This is a genomic window from Bariatricus sp. TF06-38A (assembly GCF_027690675.1).
Taxonomy (GTDB): Bacteria; Bacillota; Clostridia; order Lachnospirales; family Lachnospiraceae; genus Allocoprococcus; species Allocoprococcus comes.
Genome location: NZ_JAQFCE010000001.1, coordinates 71,304 through 97,953, shown reverse-complemented (window position 1 = coordinate 97,953; position 26,650 = coordinate 71,304). Strand labels below are relative to the sequence as shown.

General features: G+C 42.1%; 19 protein-coding genes. 18 read left to right on the top strand and 1 reads right to left on the bottom strand.

What is annotated here, in order from left to right:
* The 17 genes from PG418_RS00405 to PG418_RS00325 form a co-directional block, all read left to right on the top strand.
* The coding region (locus PG418_RS00405) for a hypothetical protein (protein ID WP_498836921.1) at positions 1-934 on the top strand (934 nt) is incomplete at its 5' end.
* Between the two features lie 34 nt (positions 935-968).
* Positions 969-1,184 carry a hypothetical protein gene (locus tag PG418_RS00400; protein ID WP_498836920.1) on the top strand — a complete coding sequence of 72 codons (216 nt, stop codon included), beginning with the start codon at positions 969-971 and terminating at the stop codon, positions 1,182-1,184.
* A gap of 628 nt (positions 1,185-1,812) precedes the next feature.
* Positions 1,813-2,001, top strand: a complete 189-nt coding sequence (locus tag PG418_RS00395; protein ID WP_044998872.1) for a hypothetical protein — start codon at positions 1,813-1,815, stop codon at positions 1,999-2,001.
* A 12-nt stretch (positions 2,002-2,013) separates the two neighbouring features.
* Positions 2,014-6,585 (top strand): SpaA isopeptide-forming pilin-related protein, encoded by a 4,572-nt coding sequence (locus PG418_RS00390; protein WP_498836919.1) that lies wholly within the window; start codon positions 2,014-2,016, stop codon positions 6,583-6,585.
* 110 nt (positions 6,586-6,695) lie between these two features.
* Positions 6,696-8,237 (top strand): SpaH/EbpB family LPXTG-anchored major pilin, encoded by a 1,542-nt coding sequence (locus PG418_RS00385; RefSeq protein WP_498836918.1) that lies wholly within the window; start codon positions 6,696-6,698, stop codon positions 8,235-8,237.
* A gap of 88 nt (positions 8,238-8,325) precedes the next feature.
* Positions 8,326-9,195, top strand: coding sequence for a class C sortase (locus tag PG418_RS00380; RefSeq protein ID WP_498836917.1), 870 nt, complete (start codon positions 8,326-8,328; stop codon positions 9,193-9,195).
* A 33-nt stretch (positions 9,196-9,228) separates the two neighbouring features.
* Positions 9,229-10,095 (top strand): class C sortase, encoded by an 867-nt coding sequence (locus PG418_RS00375; protein ID WP_055261867.1) that lies wholly within the window; start codon positions 9,229-9,231, stop codon positions 10,093-10,095.
* A 28-nt stretch (positions 10,096-10,123) separates the two neighbouring features.
* Positions 10,124-11,137 (top strand): DUF5979 domain-containing protein, encoded by a 1,014-nt coding sequence (locus tag PG418_RS00370; protein WP_498836916.1) that lies wholly within the window; start codon positions 10,124-10,126, stop codon positions 11,135-11,137.
* A gap of 15 nt (positions 11,138-11,152) precedes the next feature.
* Positions 11,153-11,653 (top strand): hypothetical protein, encoded by a 501-nt coding sequence (locus PG418_RS00365; protein WP_498836915.1) that lies wholly within the window; start codon positions 11,153-11,155, stop codon positions 11,651-11,653.
* A gap of 12 nt (positions 11,654-11,665) precedes the next feature.
* Positions 11,666-12,421, top strand: a complete 756-nt coding sequence (locus tag PG418_RS00360; protein ID WP_498836914.1) for a hypothetical protein — start codon at positions 11,666-11,668, stop codon at positions 12,419-12,421.
* A gap of 13 nt (positions 12,422-12,434) precedes the next feature.
* Positions 12,435-13,190 (top strand): sortase B protein-sorting domain-containing protein, encoded by a 756-nt coding sequence (locus tag PG418_RS00355; protein WP_498836913.1) that lies wholly within the window; start codon positions 12,435-12,437, stop codon positions 13,188-13,190.
* A gap of 4 nt (positions 13,191-13,194) precedes the next feature.
* A complete protein-coding gene (locus PG418_RS00350; protein ID WP_498836912.1) occupies positions 13,195-14,193 on the top strand; it encodes a hypothetical protein in 999 nt (332 codons plus the stop codon).
* A gap of 30 nt (positions 14,194-14,223) precedes the next feature.
* Positions 14,224-14,751 (top strand): signal peptidase I, encoded by a 528-nt coding sequence (locus PG418_RS00345; protein WP_498836911.1) that lies wholly within the window; start codon positions 14,224-14,226, stop codon positions 14,749-14,751.
* A 141-nt stretch (positions 14,752-14,892) separates the two neighbouring features.
* The gene (locus PG418_RS00340; protein ID WP_117835936.1) at positions 14,893-15,996 is read left to right on the top strand and encodes a PucR family transcriptional regulator; all 1,104 of its coding nucleotides are present in this window, start codon (positions 14,893-14,895) and stop codon (positions 15,994-15,996) included.
* A gap of 11 nt (positions 15,997-16,007) precedes the next feature.
* A complete protein-coding gene (locus PG418_RS00335) occupies positions 16,008-18,299 on the top strand; it encodes a hydratase (RefSeq protein ID WP_498836910.1) in 2,292 nt (763 codons plus the stop codon).
* Between the two features lie 119 nt (positions 18,300-18,418).
* A complete protein-coding gene (locus tag PG418_RS00330) occupies positions 18,419-18,886 on the top strand; it encodes an RNA polymerase sigma factor (protein WP_008371152.1) in 468 nt (155 codons plus the stop codon).
* Positions 18,887-18,914: 28 nt separating this feature from the next.
* Positions 18,915-20,924 carry a beta-propeller domain-containing protein gene (locus tag PG418_RS00325; protein ID WP_498836909.1) on the top strand — a complete coding sequence of 670 codons (2,010 nt, stop codon included), beginning with the start codon at positions 18,915-18,917 and terminating at the stop codon, positions 20,922-20,924.
* Positions 20,925-21,209: 285 nt separating this feature from the next.
* Here PG418_RS00325 and PG418_RS00320 read toward each other — a convergent pair whose 3' ends face one another.
* Entirely contained in the window at positions 21,210-22,619 is a 1,410-nt protein-coding gene (locus tag PG418_RS00320) for an amidophosphoribosyltransferase (RefSeq protein WP_022219923.1), read from the bottom strand.
* 1,315 nt (positions 22,620-23,934) lie between these two features.
* On the opposite strand from PG418_RS00320, the gene PG418_RS00315 reads away from it, so the two are divergent.
* On the top strand, positions 23,935-26,649 hold the full coding sequence (locus PG418_RS00315) for a tetratricopeptide repeat protein (RefSeq protein WP_498836908.1): 2,715 nt from the start codon (positions 23,935-23,937) through the stop codon (positions 26,647-26,649).
* The last annotated feature ends 1 nt before the right edge of the window (position 26,650 follow it).

Below are 26,650 nucleotides of genomic sequence, written 5' to 3'. Positions count from 1 at the left end.
AAAACAAAAGAAGAAATCTCGCCATAGCAAACAAACCCACAACCGGCAATATAAGGACCGGTTATGGAGAATGGTCTTTAATAACAAAGAAGATCTGCTGCAGCTTTATAATGCGATCAACCACACGGACTATCAGAACCCTGATGACCTGGAAGTAAATACATTGGAAGATGTCCTTTATCTATCCATGAAAAATGATGTATCCTTCCTGGTCGGCGGAACCATGAATCTGTATGAACATCAAAGCACTTTTAACCCAAACATGCCGCTTCGCGGAGTCTTTTATTTCTCCCGGTTATATGAAGGGTATGTTGCAGATAATAATCTGATGATCTACCATGAAAAAAGAGTCCGGCTTCCAAAACCGAAATATATTGTCTTTTACAATGGTACAAAAAACCAGCCAGATTCCATGGAGTTAAAGCTTTCAGACTGCTTTGAAAATACAGATAACGAAGCACCTTGCCTGGAATGCACCGCAACCATGTTGAATATCAACTATGGTCACAATCAGGAACTGATGAAGCACTGCAGAAGGCTTGAAGAATATTCCATATTCGTCCAATGTGTCAGGGAATATATACAGTCGGAACCTTCTGTGGAAGATGCATTAGAAAAAGCAATTGATATCTGTATTACTCAGGACGTGTTGGCAGATTTTCTCAAGAAACATCGAGCGGAGGTGACAAATATGATTCTGACGACATATGATAAAGACTTATATGAGAAAACCTTGAAGGAAGAGGCCAAAGAGGAAGGCAGAGAGGAAGGTCTTACGAAAGGACGCGCTGAAACCAGAGCAGAATTAAACCAGTTAACCATATGTCTTCTAAATGCCAAACGCTACAACGATCTGGAACATGCCGCAAAAGACATTGAATACCAAAAGAAACTATTAAAAGAATTTGGCATTGAATTGAATGAAACTAAGTAATTTATCTACGTTCTGCCAAACGGAGGTGACAAATATGATCCTGACGACATATGATAAAGACTTGTATGAAAAGACTTTGAAAGAAGACGCAAGAGAGGAAGGTTTTAAAGAAGGCTTTAAAAAAGGCTTAGATGAAGCACGTGCTTTAAACAAATATCTCCTAAAAGCCAAACGCTACAGCGACCTTGAACGTGTTGCCGAAGACATCGAATACCAAAAGAAACTATTAAAAGAATTAGGCATTGAATAAAAACTAAATAACCCTTACCCCCATCCCGTGACTGATCACCGTCTAAGATGCAGTGCATCTCCCCCCTATATCAGTCACGGGATCTTTTTGTCCGGAAAATCCCTCTCCCTCACCGCTATAACCAGCTTACTCCTTTTCTATGCGCTCCCCACAATCTATTCTTTTTGCACTTCCATCACATTATTCCCCACTTTTACTTCTATTCTAATATCCCAATACATATAGTAGAGTCAGACACAAATATTACGCACTCCTACAAATCATGATGTTGGGGTAAAAGGTATTTTGCCCCCTTTGATACCAGATTACTACGTGCTTTGCACTCTCGCAATCCTCAAAAGCATTCGTAATCCGCTCATTTTTCTTTGAAAAATGGCTACTTACTCATGTTTTTAGCGGATCAAGAGGTCAAAAATCCTCTCGCAAGCAAGCTTGCATCGGCTTTCTGACCTTTTGACCCTGATATCAAATCATTATATTATTACAAAAACATTACTATTTCTTGTTATAACTTAAAAAAGTTAATATTTTCCGTTATTGGTAATGATTCACGTAATGCTTTGTCAGATACAATACCTATATAAGATAAAAAAGTCTAAATAATTAGGAAGGGCAGATGAAAACTGACATGAATAAAAAGCAAAAAAATACAAGAACTTTTTTAATAAAAATCATGGATCAGCAGAACGGTACCTGGCAGGGCAGTGTTACTTGGGTGGAAGAGCAGCGAGAGCAGCATTTCCGCAGTGCCCTTGAATTATTGAAGCTGATAGACGGAGCACTTGATAACAATTATGAAGTCAGAATTGAGGAATAGAAGGAGGACGCCATGAAAAGTAATACAAAGAAACGTTTAATAGCATTCATGCTTTGCATGGTACTTGTGCTTAGCAGTGCGACATCAGCATTCGCTGATGAGCCACAGAACACAGACAGCCAGAGCCAGACCGAAGCAGTAGCAGAACCGGCGGCAGATGAGGCTACAGGAGATGAGGCAGCGGTGAACTCCTCAGAACAACAGCAACAAGAGGAACAGCAACCGGAACAACAACAAGAACAACAGCAACCGGAACAACAGCAGCCTAAGACAGAAGCTCCTACAGTTGAGGCACCGGCTGAACAGCCGGCAGCTGAAGAGGCACAGCCGATCCAGCAGCTTACTTATGAAGATGATAATGTAAAGATTCATGTATCTGCAAAAGCAGAAGGAATTATTCCTGAAAATGCATCCTTGAAGGTTGTACCACTTGTAAAACAGGATGTTACAGCTGGTATGACAGAAGAAGAAGTACAAAGCATTAATGAAATCAATGATCAGTATGATGTAGTTGAACAGAAACTGAACGAAAAAGCAGACGAAGAAGAATATGACATTGGTGGTTTCCTTGCTTATGATATTTCCTTCGTAGATGCAGACGGAAACAAAGCAGAACCCAATGGTGATGTAAAAGTCACTATGGAATATAAAAATGCAGTTCTTCCGGAAACAATAGAAAAAGAAAATGCATCAGATATGGATGTAACTGTTATGCATTTGGAAGAAGATGCACAGGGAAACGTAAAGCAAGTTGTAGATATGTCTCAGGAAAATAATAAAATAGAAACAATTGAGACAACCGATACCCAGGAAATAAAACAGGCAGTATTTGAAACAAATAGCTTTTCAGCATATGCAATTACATGGAAGAACGGTATAACAGATGTTGAAGGCAACAGAATTTATGAGAATACATATAGGCAATATCTCAATGCAATGAAAGCTGAAGTTGAAGGAACCCAAAATGGTAACCTTCCAATAACAGACTGGAAACGATCATCTAAATATATGAATGCGGATGTGGATCTGACGACAGAAGCACAGGACGTCAGTGCATCATCAGTAAATCAGAGTTGGTGGAAAAAAGTTTCTGGATTGGAGCTGGATGTATCAGATCAATCTCAAGTATGGGATGGATCCCGCAATTCAAAGCATAATTATACAGGATATTTAGCTGATAATAAGTTGTCAATATATCGGGGAAAATTATATGATTCAGCAACTTGGAAAGATTATCATAATGGAAAAAATAATGGATCTGTATATCGCTTTCAGGGAACATTTAATATAGGAAACGGTAATCCTAATAATTATGCTTATACTATTCAACAGGTAACAGGAAATGACAGACTATACATAAACGATGATATGTGGGTATTCATATATCCCAAAGGTACTACTTTAAATGAAACAAACTTTATGAATTATCTGGCATTCTGGACAGGAACAAGAAACCAAAATAATTCTGTAAAATATTTTAATACCCGTTTGGGAACGGCTGCAACAAGAGATGGAAATGCTAATTCAAACAATAACTTGACAAAGTTAACAGACGGTTGGAACATGGTTTCTGTAACAGATAATGCGGGAGCAATTATTCAGAGTATTTATAACAGCGGAAATCATGCAACAGAATATGTGATGGATGTCTTTGTAGATGATAATGCCGCTGGTGGTGGAACATATCGTCTGACAGTCAACAAGCAACAGGTAGTGAAAACACCGGTACAGATTAAGAAGATATCTTCCACAGGTGTAGCACTTCCAGGAGCCGAATTTTCTATAGATGATGCTTCAAATAGCTTACATTACACAGCAACATCTGATGCGAATGGTATAGTTAGTTTTAGCTTGATGGATGGAACATATACACTGAAAGAAACAAAGGCGCCTTCAGGTTATGTTAAGACATCAGGTACATGGACGGTTACGGTTAGCAATAACAGCTATGAAATTTCAGGTTTAACAAAAGGAACTGACAACCTTTATACCGTTACAAATAATTCTGAAAAAGAAGAGGCTTTGAAAGGACTTGAAACTTCCAAAACAGCAGAGGTAACAGATTACGATAACAGAACTTACAAAATAAAATTAAATGCTTCCACAACAGGTCAGAGCCCTGACGAAGATGCAACAGGCGCAAGCGTAGTTCTTGTATTGGATAAAAGCGGATCTATGGGAAGTTTAAATACGATACAAACCGCTGCAAAGAGTTTTGTTGATGAATTAAAAAAATCATCAGATAAAAGTGAAGTGTCTGTGATTTGGTATAGTGGAACAGAGGGAAATTCTCCTACTGTTACAGACTCTGGTTTTAAGGAGATTAAGAGTAATTATCAGCAAATTAATGATGCAATTGGAAGCACGGGGGATGGCTCCGGTGGAACACCAATGGGTGTAGCTCTACAAACAGCAAAGACAAGGTTGGGGTCTGCTAAGTACAATGATAAGTATGTAATATTGTTTACGGATGGAATGCCTGGTCATCTAGATAACAACGATAATTTTAACTGTATGGTTGCAAACAATGCATATAACGCAGCACAGGAGATAAAAAAACAAGCTGTGTTATACACCGTAGGGTATAAACTTTCAGGAACATTGACATGGGAGCTCGGCCACAGTGCTGAATCGACGAGTGGCTATGATCATAATGGAAAATACTGGGGTGGATACCATACGAAAAATACATCTGCACCTGATTTCCTTAAAGAGTACATTGCGACGGAGAAAAGTGGAAAACATGAGTATGCATATACCACAAGCGACACCACCGAGTTGCAGAAAATTTTTAAAAGTCTTGCCGGAGATGTTGGTGCTCTGTATTCGATTCAACCATCAAAGATTGTAGATGTAATTGATGCAAGATTCAAACTTACGGATGAACAGAAAAAAGAGTTTGATAAAAACGATGAAATTACCTACGAAGAGAACAATGATGGCACAACCACCATAACATGGACAGGATCGTCAGCACACATAGGTAATAAAAACAGTACTGATAACACTAATAAACCTTGGTCAGCCACAGTTGATGTTGTAGCGAAAGATGATTTCATCGGTGGTAACGCAGTTCCAACCAATACAGGAACTTCTGGAATCTATATTACCGACACGGATGTAAGGCATTTTGATAAACCAACAGTAAATGTCAAGCTCTTAAGTATGGAAATGACCGGTAAAGAGATAACAGTATATAAAGGTGATCCGGTAAACAGTTCTGAGTTCTATTCTGAATTGGCAAAGACATTAACTATTAAAAAGCTGGGTAAGGGTGAAACTCTCACAGCTGTACAGCCAGTAATCAATGGAAAAGTTACTTTACCGAATTTGGAAGCTGCTCAGTTGGCTACTTTAAATGGAAATAAAACCTTAGTACTTGGCATAGATCAAATAGATCAATCTTATAAGTACACTTATCCAGGAACTACAGATGCAGTCGGATATTTCACATACACTTATAAAATTTCGGATAATCCAGGTGGAAATGCAAGTAATCATACAGCTGGAGATCCTGGAACACCTGCAGAACAGTACACCTTAGAAGTGACATTTATTCCGTATACTGTTAATGAAAGAACTACAGCAAACGGAACATCTACACCAGCAGCAAATGGTGGAACTGTTGTATCACAAAACTTGACCGCATCAGCTGATTACAAGGTGAACATCATAGCAGGATCAATTGAGATAACAAAAATTCTCGATGTTGACAAAAATCAGAATGTGCCAGCAGGAACAACATTCACATTCCATGTAGATGGCCCTGATAATTTCAGTAAAAATATTGTATTAACTGTCAGCCATGATGAAAGTACTGGACAATACAAAGTAACTTATACGGGCGATGAATTAAAAAATCTTGCCAGAGGTGCTTATACAGTAAGTGAAGTTGCGACAGATAATTATCAGGTCAAAGATAATCCGATAATTGGAAAAGGTACAAATACCTGGTATACAGAAGATACTGAACATGACAAGGTGACATTTGAACTTGGATATCACAAGGGTGAGAAGGACAAGAAAACAGATGTAATTGTGAATCAGAAGTATAACTCCTCAGATGGGGGTGTACTTGGTCAGGTTACTTATACCAATGAAGCAGTATACAAGAATTGGTCTGTGATTAAAGTTAGTAAATCAAGCAATGATCAGAAGTTGCAAGGAGCAGAATTTACACTTTCAAAAGACCATACTACATACTACGGTAGATCTGGCAAAGATGGAAAGGTACAGTGGTATAAAGATGCTAAGTTTGAGAAACCGGCTGATTCAATTTCAGCAGGAACTTATACATTAAAAGAAGTTAAGGCTCCGGCTGGATATGTATTGACAGAAGATACTTATACATTTGTTATTACAAAGAATGGAGCACTGAAGGAAGTTACAAAAGATAATCAAAAAGTGCAACTGACTGCTGATAATAATGAATATAAAATTTATATTCAAAACCAAACACTCTATTCCCTCCCATCAGCCGGAGGCACCGGAATTTACTTGTATATGATTGGCGGCATGTTACTTATGTTTGCGGCCGTATGGATCTTATACAAAACCAAATGCAAGGAGGTGCTGGAAAAATAATTGTAAGAATTAATTTTTCAGTGGCTTCTTGCCACACAAAAACGTTATTATCCCATATGAGGGGACAATAAAAAATGGGCAAAGCCCTTAAAAGAAAAGGAGACAAAAATATGAAGAAGATGAGAAAAATCTTTGCAGTGTTATTAACACTGGCAATGGTACTCGGAATGAGCATGACATCATTTGCAGCTGATCCAACTGCAAAAATTACAGTTAGTGGATTAGATACAAATGCAACTGTAACCTACAAACAGATTATTAGACCGAATACTCAGACAGCAACCGGTTGGGAATTCGTAGATAAAGCAGATATTATAGCATTTGGCTATACACAGGCTGACGAACAGACAGTTCTCTGGAAACTGATCAAAATGGTAAGTGGAGATACTCCTGTACAAAATATGCCAGCTAATACAGTTGCTTTTTCTACATCAGAATTTCAGACAGCTGTAGGCGAGATTACTACTAACAAAACTCCTGGAACTACTGAGAATGTAAATACTGTTAACGCAGCTGATGGTAAAAGTAAAACTATTAGCTGGGATGTTACATCTGCTGGTGTATATGTAGTAAATGCAGATTCTAAAAATAACGAGGAAAAACCTACCGCATATACATACAGTCCAATGGCTGCATATATTTCCTTTGGTGGTTATGATACAACAACAGGCGTTCCTTCTTCATTAGAGGCTGCAAATATTACTGCCAAAAGTACCACTGTAGATATTACAAAGAGCGATAGTGAAACAGACAAAGTAGTTGAAGTTGGAAAAACCGTTACTTATGATGTAACAACAAAAATGCCTTTTGTAAGCGCAACTAATAATATTACATCCTTTAAATTAATTGATACAATTGACGGTGCTGAATATGTTAAATACAACAACCCTGATAACGAAAACGATCCTAATAATGGCAAAGTTCATGTAACAGGAACTATTGGAACAACAACATTTGATCAGTATGTAGACATTGTAAAAGATAAAAATGATAAAGATACTATTACCATAGATTTATCAAAGTATCTTGAAAACAATGCTCACGCAAACCAGACTGTTAATCTTTCTTATGATGCCACAGTTACTTCTCTTGAAGTAAACAACTCAGTTATTCCAGCTGATGGAAAGAATAATTATAAACCAGCAGAAGATAGACTTTATACAGGTACTGTTACTTTAACTAAAACAGGAAAATCTAACGAAAAGTTAAAAGATGCTAAATTTGTATTAAAGAGAACTGACAAAAAAGAATATGCTATAGTTTCTAAAAATAATGACGGTACTTATTCAGTAACTGGTTGGACTTCAGCTCTTGCAACAGCAAAAGAAAGTGGTTTAATGGTTACAGATAAGAATGGTAAAATCGTATTAAAAGGTCTTGATGATAGCAAAAACTACGAATTCAAAGAAATTGAAGCTCCAAAAGGATATTCTATTAACGAAACAAATTCTACAGTTTCTTGGGATACTGAAGGTACCGGTAAAAATGCTGCTACACGTGCAGGTTCTGCCTCAATGGTAGATAGCAAACTTTCCGCATTACCGGCAACCGGTGGTATCGGTACAACAATCTTCACAATCGCTGGATGCGTTATCATGATCGCAGCAGCTGGTCTGTTCTTCGCAAGCCGCAAGAAATCAGACAACAAATAATTGCAATAATTATTTATAATCAGATATTGAATCCGGGGCAGGTCGCCCCGGATTCCTAAAAAATAATACAACAGCAAGGAGAGTTCGGATGAAACGCAAAACAAACAAACTTATTATTGGCATCATATTTTTAGCCGGGTTGTCCTTACTGCTGTATCCATTCGTTGCAAACCAGTGGAATAACTACAGGCAGAAGCAATTGATCAGCAGTTATGAACAGACTGTATCCGAAAAGGATGCAGCACATGAGATTGATTATGACGCAGAACTGCAGAAAGCAGAAGCTTACAACGAAGCATTACTTCCAAGTATCCTTCCTGATTCATTTGCAGTAGCCGCAGCCAGTGACAAAGAAGACCAGTCCTACATGGATGCTCTGAATATTGCCGGTGACGAGATGATGGGAATCGTGGAGATCCCGAAGATTGACATCAAGCTTCCGATCTACCACACTACCGACGAAGATGTTCTCAAACAGGCAGCCGGACATCTGGAAGGAAGCTCTCTTCCAATCGGCGGTAAAAGTACACACGCCGTTATCTCCGCACACCGTGGACTTCCGAGTGCGTCTCTTTTTACCGATCTGGATCAGCTGGAAGAAGGCGATCATTTTCTGATCCATGTATTAAACGAAACATTAAGTTATGAAGTCGACAAGATTTCCGTGGTCAAACCGGAGGAAACTTCCTCTCTTGCAGTAGAAGAAGGAAAAGATCTTGTAACACTTCTTACCTGTACTCCATACGGAGTCAATACCGAGCGGCTTCTGGTCCGTGGTCACAGAGTACCTTATGTGGAACAGGAAGTTGCCGATGAGAAGACACCGCTCAGCGGAATCAGTCTTCATACAAATTATCTTTTATGGGTAATTATTGGTCTTGTAATTACCGCAATCTTCATCCTTGTGTTATACTTAAAGGAGAAGAAGCTTCAAAAGAAGAAAAATGAGACCTCTTAAAAAGAGAATAAGAACGAGAAAGGGAATATGCCTATGAAAAGAAAAATCTCAACCTTCCTTTTCGGTCTGTTATTCTTGATAGGATTTGGGATTCTGATCTACCCGACGGTATCCAACCAGTGGAACACCTACAGACAGAATCAGCTGATCAGCAGCTATGACAATACAATACAGGACATGGAATCAGAGGACTTCACATCCGAGTGGGAGAAAGCAAAAGCTTTCAATGATACCATTCAGCAGAACAACCTCTACGGAGATGTATTTGGTGAAGATGAAAATGACATCAAAGACACCGAATACTGGAAGATCCTGAACGTTGCAGATGACGGAGTAATGGGATATCTTTCCATTCCGAAGATCAACATCAAGCTTGCCATTTACCATGGTACCGGTGACAAGGATCTGCAGACCGGTGTCGGACATCTGAACGGCACAAAGCTTCCGATCGGAGGGGAGAGTACCCACAGTGTTCTCGCAGCTCACCGTGGACTTCCAAGCGCAAAGCTTTTTACCGATATCGATCAGCTTGAAGTTGGCGATAAATTTTACATCCATGTACTGGACGAAGTCCTTGCCTACAAGGTAGACCAGATTCTTCCGATGGTAGACAAAGACGATCATGAAACACTGGAGAAAGCACTCCAGATTGAAGAAGGAAAAGACCAGGTAACTTTATTTACCTGTACACCATATGGAGTCAACTCCCATCGTCTTCTCGTAAGAGGAACCAGAGTTCCGTATAACGGCGAAGAAGATGCTACCGAATCAGTTACAGATTCTATGGTAAAATCCATTCAGAATTATTATATGCTCTATTTAATTTTAGGACTTTCAATCACGATTCTTGTGATCATTCTCTTGCGATTCCTTTCCAAGAGAAAAGCTCACAAAGAATAACCAAGATTTTTAAGGAGGACATGAGGCGATGATGAATAAACGATTAAAACAGGGAAGCACTTTTCTCTTAGCTGTCGCTCTTACATTTCCACTGCTCACTCTTCCGGGTGCGAAAGCCGCAAGCGCGATCAATACCGGACAGAAGTGTTCTATCGAATTCGACATTAGTGGGAACAGCAGTGAACTTCTAAGCGCAAGCATTCCGGTAAACCTGTATAAAGTTGCTTCGGTTGATGAATCCGGCAACTATACCGGAATCGGTGCATTTTCAAAACTGGATCTTTCATCCGTAAGTGCTGATAACCTGGATGCGGCAGCTGCTACCTGGGCAGAACGTGCAGCAGAAGCGAAGAAATTGCTGAAGGATGACACAGAGCCAACTACAACCACACTGACACAGGGAAGAGGTACTGCAACAGGACTGGATACAGGACTTTACCTTGTAGATACACCAAAAGTAATTACACCAAATTACACTTATACTTTTACTCCTTACCTTGTATCACTTCCGACCAATAATTACTACAGTGGTAACGGTGCAAGTGATGACTGGATCTACGATCTGACCAAAGAATACAACAGTGCAGTTGGTCTGAAACCGGAACAGCACGTAAGATACGGTAATCTGGTGATCAACAAGGAACTGGTAGATCACAATGCTACCTTCGGTAACAATGCAACGTTCGTATTCCAGATCGATATCACAACACTGGATAAGAAGACCGAAACCAGAATCGAAGAGCTTACCTTCAATGCAGCAGGCAGCGATTCTGTAACAATCAAGAAGATTCCGGCAGGATCTAAAGTCGTTGTAACAGAGATCTACAGCGGTGCAAGCTACAAACTTACTTCTGAAAATAAAGTGAAAGCTACCATCGTTGCCAATGATGAAAAAGAAGCAGGTCAGGCAGGCGAGACAGCAGTGGTTTCATTTACCAACGAACATGATGGACGTACCAATGGCGGATACGGCGTAAAAAATAATTTCAAACTCGATGAAAATGATCAGTATCAGTACACCAAACCGGCAGAAAAGAACTAGAAAGGGGGAATCGGAATGAGAAAGTTACATAAAAAACCACTTATCATGGCAGCAGCAACACTTGCTCTTACCGGAACCCTGGCAGTTGGAAGCGCGATGGCGTATTTTACAACTTATTCGACAGCCGGTGGCGGTGTGAAAATGAATATGGGATTTACTGAGACAGTCCCGAAAGAAGAAGTTGATGAAAACGGAAAGCACATTACAATTAAAAATACCGGTGATTATGATTGTTTCGTAAGAGTCAAAGCATTCGCACCGGTAGAGCTTACTTATAACGCACCAGACGGCGGATGGACAGACCGCGGTGACGGCTACTGGTATTACGATGAAGTACTTCCGGCAGGAAAAGAAACGGAAACGGAACTCAACATCAAATACACATTCCCGTCAGGAGATGACAAACCGGAAGAATTCAACATCGTAGTCATCCAGGAATGCACACCTGTTCTCTACGACGAGAACGGTAATCCAGTCTATGATTTTAAAGACGACAGCACACAGACGACAGAGTAGGAGGTAATGAGAATGAAAAAGAAAAAGAAATCATTTCCAAAGAAACCTGCCCTGATCCTGACAGCCGCAGCACTCCTGCTGGTTGGAAGCACTGTCGGCAGTACACGCGCCGCACTCACTTACTACAGTGAGAATTATTCCGCACAGATGAATATGCAGAGTATCGGCGTATCTCTTCTGGAAAATGACAAAGTAGTCAGCAGCCGGGATTATGTATCGAACAATGAATGGAAGGGAACCTCAGAGGGTACACTTCTCACAAACCTTCTTGGAAAGGATGAGACATTTACACCCGGCAAGAAATATAACGAAGCAATCAGCGTCAAGAACAGCGGTACGATCGACACCTTTGTACGTGTGATCATCACAAAAAGCTGGCAGGACGAAAAAGGCAATAAGAACAGGAACCTTTCACCGGATCTGATCGAGCTGAACTTCCTCACAGACAACGGATGGCAGGTTGCAGATGCACAGTCCACGAGAGAGCGTACCGTTCTTTATTATACCAAAGCTCTCAAAGCGGGTAAACCGACACCGGCATTATCCGATACACTCCGTATCAATCCTTCGATTGCATCGGATGTAAAGCAAAATGTCTCTGAGGATGGCAAAACCATCACTTATACTTATAAGTACAATGGCTACACCTTCCACATTGACGCAGAGGTGGATGCAGTTCAGACACACAACGCAAAGGACGCGATCAAGAGTGCCTGGGGCGTGGACGTAAATGTATCAGACGACGAAACAACAATGAGCTTACAGTAGGGAGGTACAGAGTATGAAAAAGAAAATTTTGTGCCTCGCCATGACAGTGATAATGGCAGCAGGGGTACACACAACTGCATTTGCAAAGGATTATCAGGGAGCCGACGGATGGCAGGTTAATTTCACCGGCGGCAAGATGGGAAGTAATTTTAAAAGCTCCGATGTGACTGACGAGCTGGCAAATATCCAGCCGGGCGACAGCATCGAGCTCAAGGTTCAGCTTAAGAACTCCGACAGTACGGATACCGATTGGTACATGACCAACGAAGTGATCCAGACGCTGGAGGATGCACAGTCTTCCGCAGAAGGTGGTGCTTACGAATACAAGCTGACCTATGTTGGAAGTGATAATGCCGAAAAGGTACTCTATGACAGTACAACTGTCGGAGGGGAAGGCGCTTCCAAAGCCGGAGAAGGTCTGAAGCAGATTGATAACTCAACCCAGGAATATTTCTACCTCGGAAGACTTGCTTCCAATAATACCGGAACGGTACACCTTACCGTCGGTGTTGAAGGTGAGACACAGGGCAACGGTTATCAGCTCACACTCGCAAAGCTCCGTATGAACTTTGCAGTAGAAAAGGTTTCAGCCGGCAAAACCATCACCAAGAATAAGATTGTTAAGACAACCAACACCGTTAAGACCGGTGATACCGCAAGAGTTCTTCTCTTCTGTGTGCTTGCACTCATCAGTGGACTGATCCTTCTTGCATATGGTATCTACACACTCAATAAGAACACAAAAAGACGCAGACAGAAAGGAGAGTAAGCAGATGAAAAAATGGAAAAGATTACTGGTTTCTCTTCTGACTGTATCCATGACACTCGGTGCATCCACAATGAGCGTTATGGCAGATGATACTACACCGTATACCTACAAGGTAACATTATCCGCAGGTAACAAAGGAACAATTAACGGACAGAACAAGTTCGAGCAGGCAGACATCGCTTCCGGTTCTACCGTTACTTTCAATCTGAATGACATCCAGGTAACAGACGACAAGTATTATGTCAAGGGAATCCGCCTCAGCGGACGTGACAATGACGAAGCACTTGCGGCTCCTTCCTTTACCGTTGATAAAGATGCCGACTATGTAGTCGCTTACGGAATCAAAGGCAACATGGTTGCCTATACCGTAAATTATCAGGATGCATCCGGCAATTCACTGGCAGAGAGCCAGACCTTCTACGGCAATGTCGGTGACAAACCGGTCGTTGCTTACCGTTACGTTGAAAATTATATCCCGGATGCTCTTGCACTTACGAAGACTTTGAGTGATAATGAATCTGAGAATGTATTTACGTTTACCTACACACCGGGAGCTACAGACCGTATCGTTGAGACAACAACTACCGTCACAACAACAGTTCCTGGAACCGCAACTCCTGCCGGTGCAGCAGGTACAACCGGAGCTGCCGGTACAACAGGTGCAGCCGCCGGTACTGGTACAGGTACTACAGCGGGTGGTACTACAGTAGGTGGTACTACAGCAGGTGGCACTACAGCGGGTGGTACTACAACAGGCGGTACTGCCGGTGGTACAACGAATGCAGACAATTCTCAGGATACGACAGACGATACGACCACCGCACCGGATGAACAGACACCAAAGTCTCTGGTAGATCTGGATGATGAAGACACTCCAAAAGGAAATATCGATGCGAAAGACAAGACGAGCAAAACTCCGATCGCAGCAGGGATCGGCATTATCGTTGTTGCGGTAGCAGCTCTCGCAGGACTGATCGTATTCTTGAAAAAACGTGCAAAATAAAAAAGCGCGGCACTAAAGGAGAAGTCTTTTTTGAAGAGAACGAAGAAAAAGAAAAGCCCGGTGGCTGCATTTTGCAGTGCACTGGGCACTGTTTTACTGACAGTACTGATTCTTGCCTGTATTCCGCTGACGCTTCCGAAAGCTTTTGATTTTCAGATATACACCGTGATCAGTGGGAGCATGGAACCGGCGATCCCGACGGGAAGCCTGGTCTATGTCCGGCATGAAGAACCAGACACGATCGTCAAAGATGATGTCATTGCTTTTTACAGCAACAATGCAGACGGCTCGATCATCACCCACCGTGTAGTATCCAACAGCCCGGCGATGGGACAGTTTATCACCAAAGGGGATGCCAATGAGGAAAAAGATATGAATCCGATCCCTTACAACAACTACATTGGAAAAGTAAAGCTTTCTGTTCCGGTTGTCGGCGGTATCGCACAGGCAGCCACCGGTACATCCGGCAAGATTGCTGCCGCATCCATCATCGGTCTTGCTGTGATTCTTGAAATCGTTGCTGCCATGCTTGACAGATGCGATGACGAAGACGAATAAGAGAGAACGTTTTTCATTTTAGCTTGCTAAAGTGTGAAACATTTGCTAAAATAATATCAGATTGTATTGTCAGAAGAAGATGGGGGAATTTCACAATTCTCCCATTTGTCATATATTGAAAAGAATGGAGAGGTGAACGGATTGTTATCCAACCAGATTTTACAGAGAACAATCAATGAAATAGGGGATATCATCGAGTGTAACTGTTCCATCTGGAACACAGACGGAGTGATGCTTGCAGCTGTAGGTAAGGAGAAGCCTGCAGTAAAAAAAGCTGTCTGCTCATTTTTAAAAGAGCTGGAGGTTACCGGCGTATCGGAGGAGCACCTGGATGAATGCTATGGTCTGTTTCCGGTTTATGATGATGATGAACTGACTTATATTTTCGTGATCGAGCACAATAATGAGATTGATGTGCATACCAGCGGGCGCTTAAGTGTCTGCCAGCTGGAGAGCCTTTTAAGATCCGGAAGCGAACGTCTTGACCGTAACCGTTTTATCCAGAACCTGCTCCTGGATAACCTGCTTCTCGTAGATATCTACAACCAGGCGAAAAAGCTTGGTATTACAGTGGAGCAGCGCAGAGTCGTCTATCTGATCGAACCGAAGAATCCGGATGACACGATCGTCCTGGATATGATCCGTGGGATTTATTCCTCGGGAACCGGTGATTTTGTTACTGCCGTAGATGAGGGACATATTATTCTGATCAAGTCCCTTGACAGTACGGATGATTATGATACGATCCGTTCGACTGCCGATATGCTAGTGAATGCGATCAACACCGAAGCTATGGTCAATGTCCGGCTTTCCTTCGGAACCATCATTCCCGAACTCAAAGAGGTCTCACAGTCTTACAAAGAAGCTGGCATGGCTCTGGATGTGGGACGTATCTTCTATCCGGAACGTAATATTTTATCCTACCGCGAACTCGGTATCGGACGGCTGATCCACCAGCTTCCCGTTTCCTTATGCGAGATGTTCCTGGAAGAAGTATTTGCCGGAAATACCGTTGATCAGTTTGACGAAGAAACCTTATCCACAGTTGATAAATTTTTTGAAAACAGCCTGAATATTTCGGAGACAGCGAGACAGCTTTTCGTCCACCGGAATACGCTCGTCTACCGGCTGGAGAAGATCCAGAAGCAGACCGGGCTGGATGTCAGAGTCTTTGAGGACGCCCTGACATTTAAAATTGCTTTGATGGTCGCAGACCACATGAAATTCATAGAAAACAGAAAATAGGAGGACATAATATGGTGAAATTATACGAAGGCGGTGCTTATCTTTTACACGGTACTGAGGTAATTGCAGATGCACCCGATGCACTTGCTGCCGTAAAAAGCAAGACAGGGATTGAGACAACAAAAGAAGCTGCTGCAAAAGAGACAATGGCTTATGGGATTTTAAGTGCGCATAATACTTCCGGTAATATGCAGCAGCTTCAGATCAAATTTGACAAGCTGACTTCGCACGACATTACCTTTGTCGGAATCATCCAGACTGCGAGAGCATCCGGACTGGAGAAATTCCCGATCCCTTATGTTCTGACAAACTGCCATAACTCTCTGTGTGCAGTCGGCGGTACGATCAATGAAGATGACCACATGTTTGGACTGACCTGTGCGAAGAAGTACGGCGGTGTCTATGTTCCGCCTCATCAGGCCGTTATCCACCAGTTTGCCCGTGAAATGCTTGCAGGCGGAGGCAAGATGATTCTTGGCTCTGACAGCCACACTCGTTATGGTGCCCTCGGTACAATGGCAATGGGCGAAGGTGGACCTGAGCTTGTAAAACAGCTTCTGAATAAGACCTACGATATCAAGATGCCGGGCGTTGTCGGAATCTATATGGACGGCGAACCGGTGAAAGGTGTCGGACCGCAGGACGTTGCCCTTGCGATCATCGGCGCAACATTCGGCAATGGCTATGTCAATAACAAGGTCATGGAATTTGTCGGACCTGGCGTTGGCAAATTAAGTGCAGACTTCCGTATCGGAATCGATGTTATGACGACAGAGACAACCTGCCTTTCTTCTATCTGGAGAACCGATGACAAGATCAAAGAGTTCTACGATATCCACGGAAGAAGTGATGACTTCAGGGAACTGGAGCCTGGCGCAGTCGCTTACTATGACGGTCTTGTATACGTCAACTTGAGCGAGATCAAGCCTATGATCGCCATGCCGTTCCATCCGTCCAATGTCTACACCATCGAGGATGTCAATGCCAACCTTGCAGATGTTCTCCATGATGTAGAGCAGCGCGCGCTGGTAAGCCTGGACGGTGCTGTGGATTACTCTCTTCAGGACAAGATCGTAAATGGTAAGCTTTATGTCGATCAGGGTATCATCGCAGGCTGTGCCGGCGGCGGTTTTGAAAATATCTGTGCTGCCGCAGACATCATCCGTGGCAAATACATCGGATCAGATGAATTTACCTTCAGTGTTTACCCGGCAAGTACACCAATCTACATGGAGCTTGTGAAAAATGGTGCGGTTGCTGACCTGATGGAAGCCGGTACGATCGTGAAGACTGCCTTCTGCGGACCATGCTTCGGTGCAGGGGATACTCCGGCAAACAATGCATTTTCCATCCGTCACTCTACCCGTAACTTCCCGAACCGTGAAGGAAGCAAGCTGCAGAGTGGACAGATTGCATCTGTTGCCCTTATGGATGCACGTTCCATTGCCGCAACTGCTGCGAACAAAGGTTTCCTTACTCCGGCAACAGATTTTGATATTGAATACAAGAACCCGACCTACCACTTTGATTCCAGAATTTACGCCAACCGTGTATTTGACAGCCACGGCGTTGCTGATCCTTCGGTTGAGATCAAATTCGGACCGAACATCAAAGACTGGCCGGCAATGAGCGCTCTTCCTGAGAATCTGATCCTGAAGGTCGTATCTGAGATCCACGATCCGGTTACAACGACAGACGAACTGATCCCGTCCGGCGAGACTTCTTCTTATCGTTCCAACCCGCTTGGACTTGCTGAATTTGCACTTTCCAGAAAGGATCCTGCCTATGTAGGACGCGCGAAAGAGGTCCAGAAAGCCCAGAAAGCGATTGAAGCAGGTACTTGTCCACTGGATGTACTGGATGAATTAAAACCGGTGATGGCCGCAATCCAGAAGTCTTATCCGGAAGTCGGCAAGGGAAATATCGGTGTCGGAAGTACCATTTTCGCGGTCAAACCTGGTGATGGTTCTGCCCGTGAACAAGCTGCTTCCTGCCAGAAGGTTCTCGGCGGCTGGGCGAATATTGCGAATGAGTACGCAACCAAACGTTACCGCTCGAACCTGATCAACTGGGGCATGCTTCCGTTTATTACCGAAGAGGAACACACAAAGCTTTCTTTCAGGAACGGTGACTATCTCTTCGTGCCGGATATCCGCAAAGCAGTAGAAGATAAAGCTTCCACGATCAAGGCTTATGTCGTAGGCGATGATCTGAAGGAGATCGATCTGAAGCTCGGTGATCTGACGGATGCAGAACGTGAGATCATCCTCAAAGGATGTCTGATCAATTATTACAGAGGTTAATTTTTCTCAGACAATGATATGATTTAAAAGGGACGGAAATTTTTCTGTCCCTTTTTGCAACACTTCCGACTTTTTTATACTCTTATATACAAAGAACCTGTTATGAGAGGAGGGACTTTATGATCGATGCAATTGCATTTAAAGAATTATATAAAACGGTTTATCAGGATCTGTATCGTTTTGCGCTCTGCATGATGCATCATCCGCAGGATGCAGAAGACGCCGTCAGTGAAGCCGTTCTTTCCGCCTATGAGAACATACATAAATTACGCAAAGAAGAAGCATTCCGTTCCTGGATCTTTCAGATTCTGGCAAATGTGTGCCGCCGGAAGTTAAAGAGCCGTGAACGAACCGAGACCGAGCTGAAAGAAGATCATGCTTCTGCCACATACTGTGACGGACTCCGCACAGATGTCGAACGTGCTTTTCTTATTCTCGATGAAGACGATCAGCTGATCATCGGCTTATCCGTCTATGGCGGTTACAACAGTAAAGAGATCGGAAAAATGCTAAGGCTGAACCCGAATACAGTCCGCTCCCGCAGAAAGCGTGCCCTCGAAAAGATGAGCTGGCTTCTGAAAGAGTAGGATAAAAGAGTAATAGGAGGTGTTTCATATGACAGATCACGAAAAAGAAATACTGGATAAAATAAAACAATCTACGGAAAAAACTCCTGTTCCGGAAAGCCTTGCACCGGATCAGATTATGAAAATGCTGGAAGAGCATAACAGCACTCAGGCTTCCGGACATATCCCGAAAAAGCATGGATTTTCCCGCGGTCACCGGATGCGCGGAGGACTTATTGCTGCCGCACTGGTACTGGTTGTCGGCATTGGTGCCCACATCCGCCAGCAGAATCTTTCTTCAAACTCAGCCACTTCTTCCACAAAAGGCAGTTCTTCAATCGGTACATCCTCCGGTAGGCTTGCCTCTTCCGATACTTTAGAGACGGCAACCGATTATGATGAAGTCTACACATACCTGCAATCTTATCAGGATGAGTTGGATTCTTCATCTGTTACCGGTTCAACCGACAGCGGAATTGTCATGTATTCAACTGAAACAGCCGACAGTGGTGCACGTACCGATAGTTCCAGCTCCTCTTCGGATTCTTCAACAGCCTCTGCACGTGCTGTGGATACTTCATTTTCCGATACCAACGTCCGCACAGAGGGCGTCGGTGAAGCAGACATTGTAAAAACGGATGGAAGTTATCTTTATACACTGAAAGCAAACTCACAGGAAATTTCCATTGTAGATATCCGGTCTGATCAGATGAAGGTTGTTTCCGGTATTTCGCTGAATGAGAATTTTCAGGCATCCGAATTTTACCTGAGTGACCAGAAGCTTTTTGTCCTTGGCAACATGCAGAACACGCAGGTTGATTCTGACAGTAAAACCTTGTACCGCGGCAGCTGTACCCGTATCCAGACTTATGATCTGGCAGATATCAACAATCCGAAATCCATCGGAACCGTGGATCAGAGTGGTTACTACCGCACTTCACGTTTTAAAGACGGATATCTGTATGTATTCAGCGACTATTATATTTACGATACGATCACCAAAAAAGATTATCCTTCCTATGTTCCGCTTGTTGGTGACAATCTTCTGAAGCAGTCGGATATCTACCTCCCGACGAACCATGCAGCAGACCAGTACCTTGTTGTCAGCTCCGTTTCCGCTTCCAGTCCGGATAAGGCAGCAGACCAGAAAGCAGTCATGTCTGAGAATGGCGAAGTCTATGTGAGTGAGAACAACATTTATATTTACGAGTATGCGAACAGCAGTATCCTCGCAGATAATCTTGCGGCAAAGAATCAGACGATCCTCCGCAAACTGTCTTACAATAAAGGAAAACTTTCCGGCTCTGCCCAGGGCAAAGTAAAAGGATATCTGAACGATTCCTTCAGCATTGATGAGTATGACAATACGCTGCGGCTGGTGACAACGGTTACGCATAATGTCGGAAGCTCTTCACAGTCCAATTCAGTCTATGTGCTGGATGCAGATTTGAAAACAATCGGTAAGATCGAGGATCTTGCCAAAAATGAACAGGTCTATTCCTCAAGATTTTTGGGCGATACCGGTTACTTTGTAACTTATGAACAGACAGATCCTTTATTCTCCGTAGACTTTTCCGATCCGGAGAATCCGAAGATACTTGGCAAGCTGAAAATTCCCGGCTTTTCGGAATACCTGCATTTTTACAGTGATAACCTGCTTCTTGGCATCGGTATGGATACCGATGAAAATGGCATTACAAACGGGGTAAAGATCTCCATGTTTGATATCAGTGATCCTTCGGATGTGAAGGAAGTCAGCAAGTACACACTGGATCAGTACTATTACTCGGATGTTTTTTCTGACTACCGTGCAGCACTGGTTGATCCGGAAAAGAATCTGATCGGCTTTCCGCTTTCCGGATCTGCCAACCAGTATGTGATCCTTTCTTACGATAAAGATCAGGGTTTCCAGGTACAGATGCAGGAGGAAGTCAACGGTAATTCTTATCTTGGAACCCGCGGTGTGTATGCAAACGAAAAGTTCTATGTGATCAATGGAAATGCAATTGAAGCATACCGGATGGGAGACTATGTGAAGATAGATGATCTGCTGCTATAGTGCAGCTTTGCAGAAGGAGCTGCCACTCCGCATGCTTTGTACACCATTCCACATCACCTTATACACCAAAATCGTATATAATCGAGTAGGCTGACTCCTACTCGATTCTTATACTTTGTACATCATCTCGCTTAACAGCTCGATGATGTACATTCGCCAAATGCAGATCCTTGTGCAAGCACAAATCTGCACTTGGCTCATCGTATACACAAAAACAGGTGCCCACTGGGATATATCACTAAGATATACTTACGTGGACACCTGTTTTATATTTTCATTTACCTGTTATTCCACACCGTTAAAGCAGTAGGTACATACCTGGCATGCATCAATCCCGATTGATTTGATCAGATCATCCAGTCTGTGATAACGAAGTGAAGTGAAATTCTGTCTCTTGCGGATTTCCTCCAGCATTGCTGCATACCGGTCACTGTTCGGATCCGCATATTCACTCAGTACATTGACATCATTGTCGCCTTCCCACTCACGGATGATCCTTCTTGTGATCAGATCCAGGTCTGATTTGGAACGGGAGAAGTTCAAATATTTGCATCCGTACAAAAGCGGTGGACATGCCGGGCGGACATGCACTTCTTTTGCGCCACTCTGATACAGGAACTCTGTCGTCTCACGGAGCTGTGTGCCACGCACGATAGAATCATCGATCAGCAGCAGGCTCCTGTCTTCGATCAGACTATGTACCGGGATCAGTTTCATTCTGGCGATCAGATTACGCTGACTCTGTGTTGTCGGCATGAAGGATCTTGGCCAGGTCGGAGTATATTTGATAAATGGTCTTGCATACGGAATACCTGATTCATTTGCATAACCTATCGCATGAGCAATACCCGAATCCGGAACTCCTGCAACAATATCCACGTCGATCGAATGGTCATCTCTCTGTGCTAAAAGCTTTCCACAGTTGTAACGCATTTCTTCTACACCAACCCCTTCATAAGAAGAAGTAGGATATCCATAGTATACCCACAGGAACGAACAGATTCTCATCTTTTCACATGCAGGACTTACAGTCTCCACAGATTCCGGTGTCACGTAGACGATTTCTCCAGGTCCCAGCTCTTTGTAATCTGTGTATCCAAGGTTGATATATGCAAAGCTTTCAAAGGAAACGCAGTATGCATTCTCTTTCTTTCCGATCACAACCGGTGTACGTCCGAGAAGGTCTCTGGCTGCATAAATTCCATTCTCTGTCAGAAGCAGAAGTGTCATCGAGCCTTCAACTACTGACTGCACATAACGGATTCCCTCAACAAACGAATCCTTTTTACAGATCAATGCCGCAACCAGCTCTGTAGAATTGATCTGTCCATTGGTCATAGACTGAAAATGTGTATGTCCATTTTCATAAAGATTCCGGATCAGCTGATCCGCATTATTGATCTTACCTACTGTCGTAATTCCAAAGCACCCCAGATGCGACTGGATCAGAATTGGCTGTGGATCATAATCTGAAATACATCCAATTCCAATATTTCCCTTCATTGTATCAACATCTTTTTCAAATTTTGTACGGAACGGCGAATTTTCAATATTATGAATTGCTCTCTTCCAGCCATCACTTCCGTAAGTAGCCATACCTCCACGGCGGGTTCCAAGATGCGAATGATAATCTGTTCCATAAAAAAGATCCAGATTACATGCTTCTTTTGATGCAACGCCAAAAAATCCTCCCATATCTGTAGATCTCCTTTCTTTATCCCAATGCCATAGCCTGTATTTTTCATCTATTTTTTAGTGTATCATGTATTTATGGACGGAAACAATAGCAAAACCCCGAATATATTGCAAATGGCTATAACTATTTCTAATCGTATTTATAATTGTTTGAATTTTCTGATATATATATTACAATTTCAATTCTTTCTAATTTTATCAAAATTATTTTAAAATTATATTGACAAATAAGTATTTGAGTGTTATTATTAAATCAATCCAAAAGAAAAGAAGTTCCTGACGAGAAAGGGAATTTCAAAAAGATATTTTTTTAATCTGTTACATAGTTTCATATATACTCGCCAAGAGTATAAGATGAAGAACCAGATCAGAAAAGGGTAACAAGAATAATTGTTATTTGAAGGTTAGAAAGTTTTTAAAAAGCAACTATACATTTTGGTTATGAGCGTTTTGTAAGCGGAGTGTGTAGAGAACAATTTTTAAAATTGATAATTTATAATAATAAGAGAAAATTGATATCTGACTTCTGAACAGAAAAAAGTATAAGAGAAAAAGAATATCCGGATAAAATTTTGGAACGAGAACGAAAGGAAGGAGGCTTTGACCGTTGGATATTTCATCATCTAAAACTCAATATGTTAATGGTATGGCAAATGTAAATTCCTGTGAGATGAGCCTTAACCATAGATTATAATCCGGTAAGAGAAAAGTTAATGATAAAAAGGTCGGAGTAGTAGATAAACCGGAAGCGATTATAAGATATAAAAAGATTCAGCATTTGTTGACATATTGAAGTAAATACCACAGTAATTCAAGATCAGAAAATGTGTAAAGAAACATTCATTGATAAGTAAATTTAACAGTGACGAGAAAGCTGATAAATACCAAAATTGGATTACCTGATTATATAAAATAACGAACGATCAGAATTGATCAAAATCGATTCATATGATTTCATTTTTATAAATTTTATAAAATCTGAATATCATATGAAATGCTCAAAGAACTTACAGGAATAAGAATTACTTAATTCCTCCGATATAAAAATAAAAATTACAATTGAATATTCCGAGACAGCCATTCAAAAGATGGCTGTCTCCTTTTTTTCTGTTACCAGCTCCCAATTTGTGAATTTTTTGTAATATTTTTTTAACATTTCTGAAAAATATCAGCCGTAATTTTTGACATTGACAACGCTCTATGATACACTTAGTAAGTAAAATTATAAGACTTTTGTTTTCCGTTTCTGGTACAAAAGTCAGACTTACTGAGGAAAAGTAAAATAATTAATAATAATCATATGAGGTGAGAAACGTTGGATAAATATGAATATCGCGCAAAGACAGAGCAGATGCTTGCGTATGCCGAACAGAAGTCTTACCAGAAAGCGATGTCGATTGCAGATACGATCGACTGGCGTAAAGTAAAAAATACCGCCATGCTCTCTACCGTAAGCGAAATCTATGAAAATGCGGGGGAACTTGGTAAAGCACGTGATACCTTATTTATTGCGTATGATAAAGCACCTTCCAGCAGAAAGGTTGTATACCGCCTGGGAATTATTTCTCTGAAGCTGGGACATTTCGATGAAGCAGCTGATTGCTACGAAGAATTTGTCAAGCTTGCTCCGAAAGATCCAAACCAGTACATTCTCCGGTATAAGATCTTAAAAGCACAGAAAGCGCCAGTCAAAGAACAGATTGAAGCTCTTGAAGATTTCAAGCATTCTGAATACGTTGAAAAATGGGCATATGAACTTGCCAGATTATACGCTGAAGCTGGTATGACTTCCGAATGTCTTGATGAATGTGATGATCTGATTCTCTGGTTCAGCGAAGGTACTTATGTATACCAGGCAATGGAACTTAAAATGAAATACAAACCGCTGACTCCACTTCAGCAGGAAAAATACGATCATCGAAATGATGGTATCGACCGTAAGGATTCTTCCAAGAGAAAACCTTCCTTCCGAAAATCCAAAGAACGTCCGGCACCGAATCCACGAATTGCAGACAAGGTCTGCAAAGATGTACATGTCACAGACAGTATTGATCTTCCGGATCTTCCAGAACCAATGGCCCGGACACATGCTTCCGAACCAGAAGCTGAGTCACAGCCAAAAACCCGGATTCGAAGCACTTCCGATATTTCCACAACCATTTCCGGTGCTTCCCTTTCAGATGCCCTGAAAGCCGGTGTTGCCGTTGCAAGTGGTGCAGTTGCTCCTGAATCTGCTTCAGACGATTCACAGATGACCGGTAAGATGAAGATTGAAGAAATTCTTGCCAACTGGGAAGCAACTCAGCGTGAAAATGCAAAGATTCTTGAAAAGAGCCAGGAGGAAGCTGAGAAAGAAAAAGCCCTGCGCGAGAAGAAGAAAGAAGAAGAAGAGGAAGTTCTTGGAGCTACAAAACCAATCCTTTCTGATGATATCCGCAAACTGATGGAACAGCTTGAAAATGGTGAAGAGCCTGAAATAACCGATGAAGATGCTGAAGATTTCGTTGATGATGAAGAGGATGAAGCGACTGAAAGCCCGGAAGATTCATCCAAAGAAGCTTCAGACACTGACGAGGAAGCTCCGGAAGAAAATGATTTTGAAGAAATCGTTGACTCCGAAGAAGATGATGAATCGGATGCGGTTTACGATGAAGAAGCTGAATACGAGGATGAGGATGATTCCGAGTATGACGACGACGAGGAATACGAGGATGAAGACGATTCCGAGTATGATGACGAGGAAGAATACGAAGATGAGGATGATTCCGAGTATGATGACGACGAGGAATACGAGGATGAAGATGATTCCGAGTATGACGATGACGAGGAATACGAGGATGAAGATGATTCCGAGTATGACGATGAGGAAGAATACGAGGATGAAGACGAAGATGACTACCAGATCGATGATGAATTAGATGAAGATCATAAAGAGGATTTTGATTTTGAAAAAGAATCTACTCTCGATATCAATGATCATGATTCTGACGAAGATGATGGTGATTTTGCAGACCTTGATTCCTTTGAAGATGAAGAAGAATTAGATAGCAGTGATGATTATCTTGATCTTGAATTTGACGAGAAACCGGCTCCTGAGCCAGAGAAAGAAACTTCAAAATCAGCGCCAACTCCTGATATTGACGAAGTTCTTGAAATCGAAGAACCGTCAGAAGATGAAATCACCGAACGCATGGGTAAATTCGATACCGGATTCGTTGTACAGGGTCGTTACGATCTGAGTGCAACAAGTGAGATCGGACTGAAGCTTGGACTTACTGAAGAGCAGAAGCAGCTGTTCTCTTACTTTGTACCGATCCGTGGTGTCAGTGAACAGCTTGTAGAAATCCTTGATAACGACAAACGTTGCCGTAACCGTTATGGAACTTCCCGCACAGGCAACATCCTGATCCTTGGCCGCAAGGGAAGCGGAAAAACAGTCCTCGCAGTTGATATTGTAAAAGCAATCCAGAAACAGCGCAGACTCAAACAGGGTAAAGTTGCAATCGTAACCGGTGATTCTCTGAACAAAAAGGACATCGGAAGTATCATCGATAAACTGAACGGTGGCGCACTGATCATCGAAAAAGCTTCCAAGATGAATGACAGAACCATCCGTGAACTGAATGACATGATGGATGAACAGACCGGCGAACTTCTCTTCCTTCTGGAAGACCAGAAGAAACCGCTGGAAAGAATGTTTGCATCCCATCGCGAATTCAAACGTAAATTTACTTCCAGACTGGAGCTTCCGGTATTCATCAATGATGAACTGGTTACATTCGGTCAGACCTATGCTAAGGAAAACGGATACCGTATCGATGAAATGGGAATCCTTGCATTATACAGCCGGATTGATATGATGCAGAGAGAAGATCATGCGGTTACTGTTGCAGAAGTAAAAGAGATCATGGATGAAGCAATTTCACATTCCCAGAAAGCAAATGTAAAACATCTTGTGAAACGGGTATTTGGAAGAAGCACTGATAATTCAGACCACATCATCCTGAAAGAAGAAGATTTTAAAGCATAAG

Excerpts from the sequence above, each read along its gene's own strand:
- PG418_RS00395 (WP_044998872.1), top strand. The coding sequence starts at position 1,813 with ATGAATAAAAAGCAAAAAAATACAAGAACTTTTTTAATAAAAATCATG.
- PG418_RS00335 (WP_498836910.1), top strand. The coding sequence starts at position 16,008 with ATGGTGAAATTATACGAAGGCGGTGCTTATCTTTTACACGGTACTGAG.
- PG418_RS00355 (WP_498836913.1), top strand. The coding sequence starts at position 12,435 with ATGAAAAAGAAAATTTTGTGCCTCGCCATGACAGTGATAATGGCAGCA.
- PG418_RS00380 (WP_498836917.1), top strand. The coding sequence starts at position 8,326 with ATGAAACGCAAAACAAACAAACTTATTATTGGCATCATATTTTTAGCC.
- PG418_RS00400 (WP_498836920.1), top strand. The coding sequence starts at position 969 with ATGATCCTGACGACATATGATAAAGACTTGTATGAAAAGACTTTGAAA.
- PG418_RS00330 (WP_008371152.1), top strand. The coding sequence starts at position 18,419 with ATGATCGATGCAATTGCATTTAAAGAATTATATAAAACGGTTTATCAG.
- PG418_RS00360 (WP_498836914.1), top strand. The coding sequence starts at position 11,666 with ATGAAAAAGAAAAAGAAATCATTTCCAAAGAAACCTGCCCTGATCCTG.
- PG418_RS00320 (WP_022219923.1), bottom strand. The coding sequence starts at position 22,619 with ATGGGAGGATTTTTTGGCGTTGCATCAAAAGAAGCATGTAATCTGGAT.
- PG418_RS00325 (WP_498836909.1), top strand. The coding sequence starts at position 18,915 with ATGACAGATCACGAAAAAGAAATACTGGATAAAATAAAACAATCTACG.
- PG418_RS00370 (WP_498836916.1), top strand. The coding sequence starts at position 10,124 with ATGATGAATAAACGATTAAAACAGGGAAGCACTTTTCTCTTAGCTGTC.
- PG418_RS00365 (WP_498836915.1), top strand. The coding sequence starts at position 11,153 with ATGAGAAAGTTACATAAAAAACCACTTATCATGGCAGCAGCAACACTT.
- PG418_RS00385 (WP_498836918.1), top strand. The coding sequence starts at position 6,696 with ATGAAGAAGATGAGAAAAATCTTTGCAGTGTTATTAACACTGGCAATG.
- PG418_RS00390 (WP_498836919.1), top strand. The coding sequence starts at position 2,014 with ATGAAAAGTAATACAAAGAAACGTTTAATAGCATTCATGCTTTGCATG.
- PG418_RS00375 (WP_055261867.1), top strand. The coding sequence starts at position 9,229 with ATGAAAAGAAAAATCTCAACCTTCCTTTTCGGTCTGTTATTCTTGATA.
- PG418_RS00350 (WP_498836912.1), top strand. The coding sequence starts at position 13,195 with ATGAAAAAATGGAAAAGATTACTGGTTTCTCTTCTGACTGTATCCATG.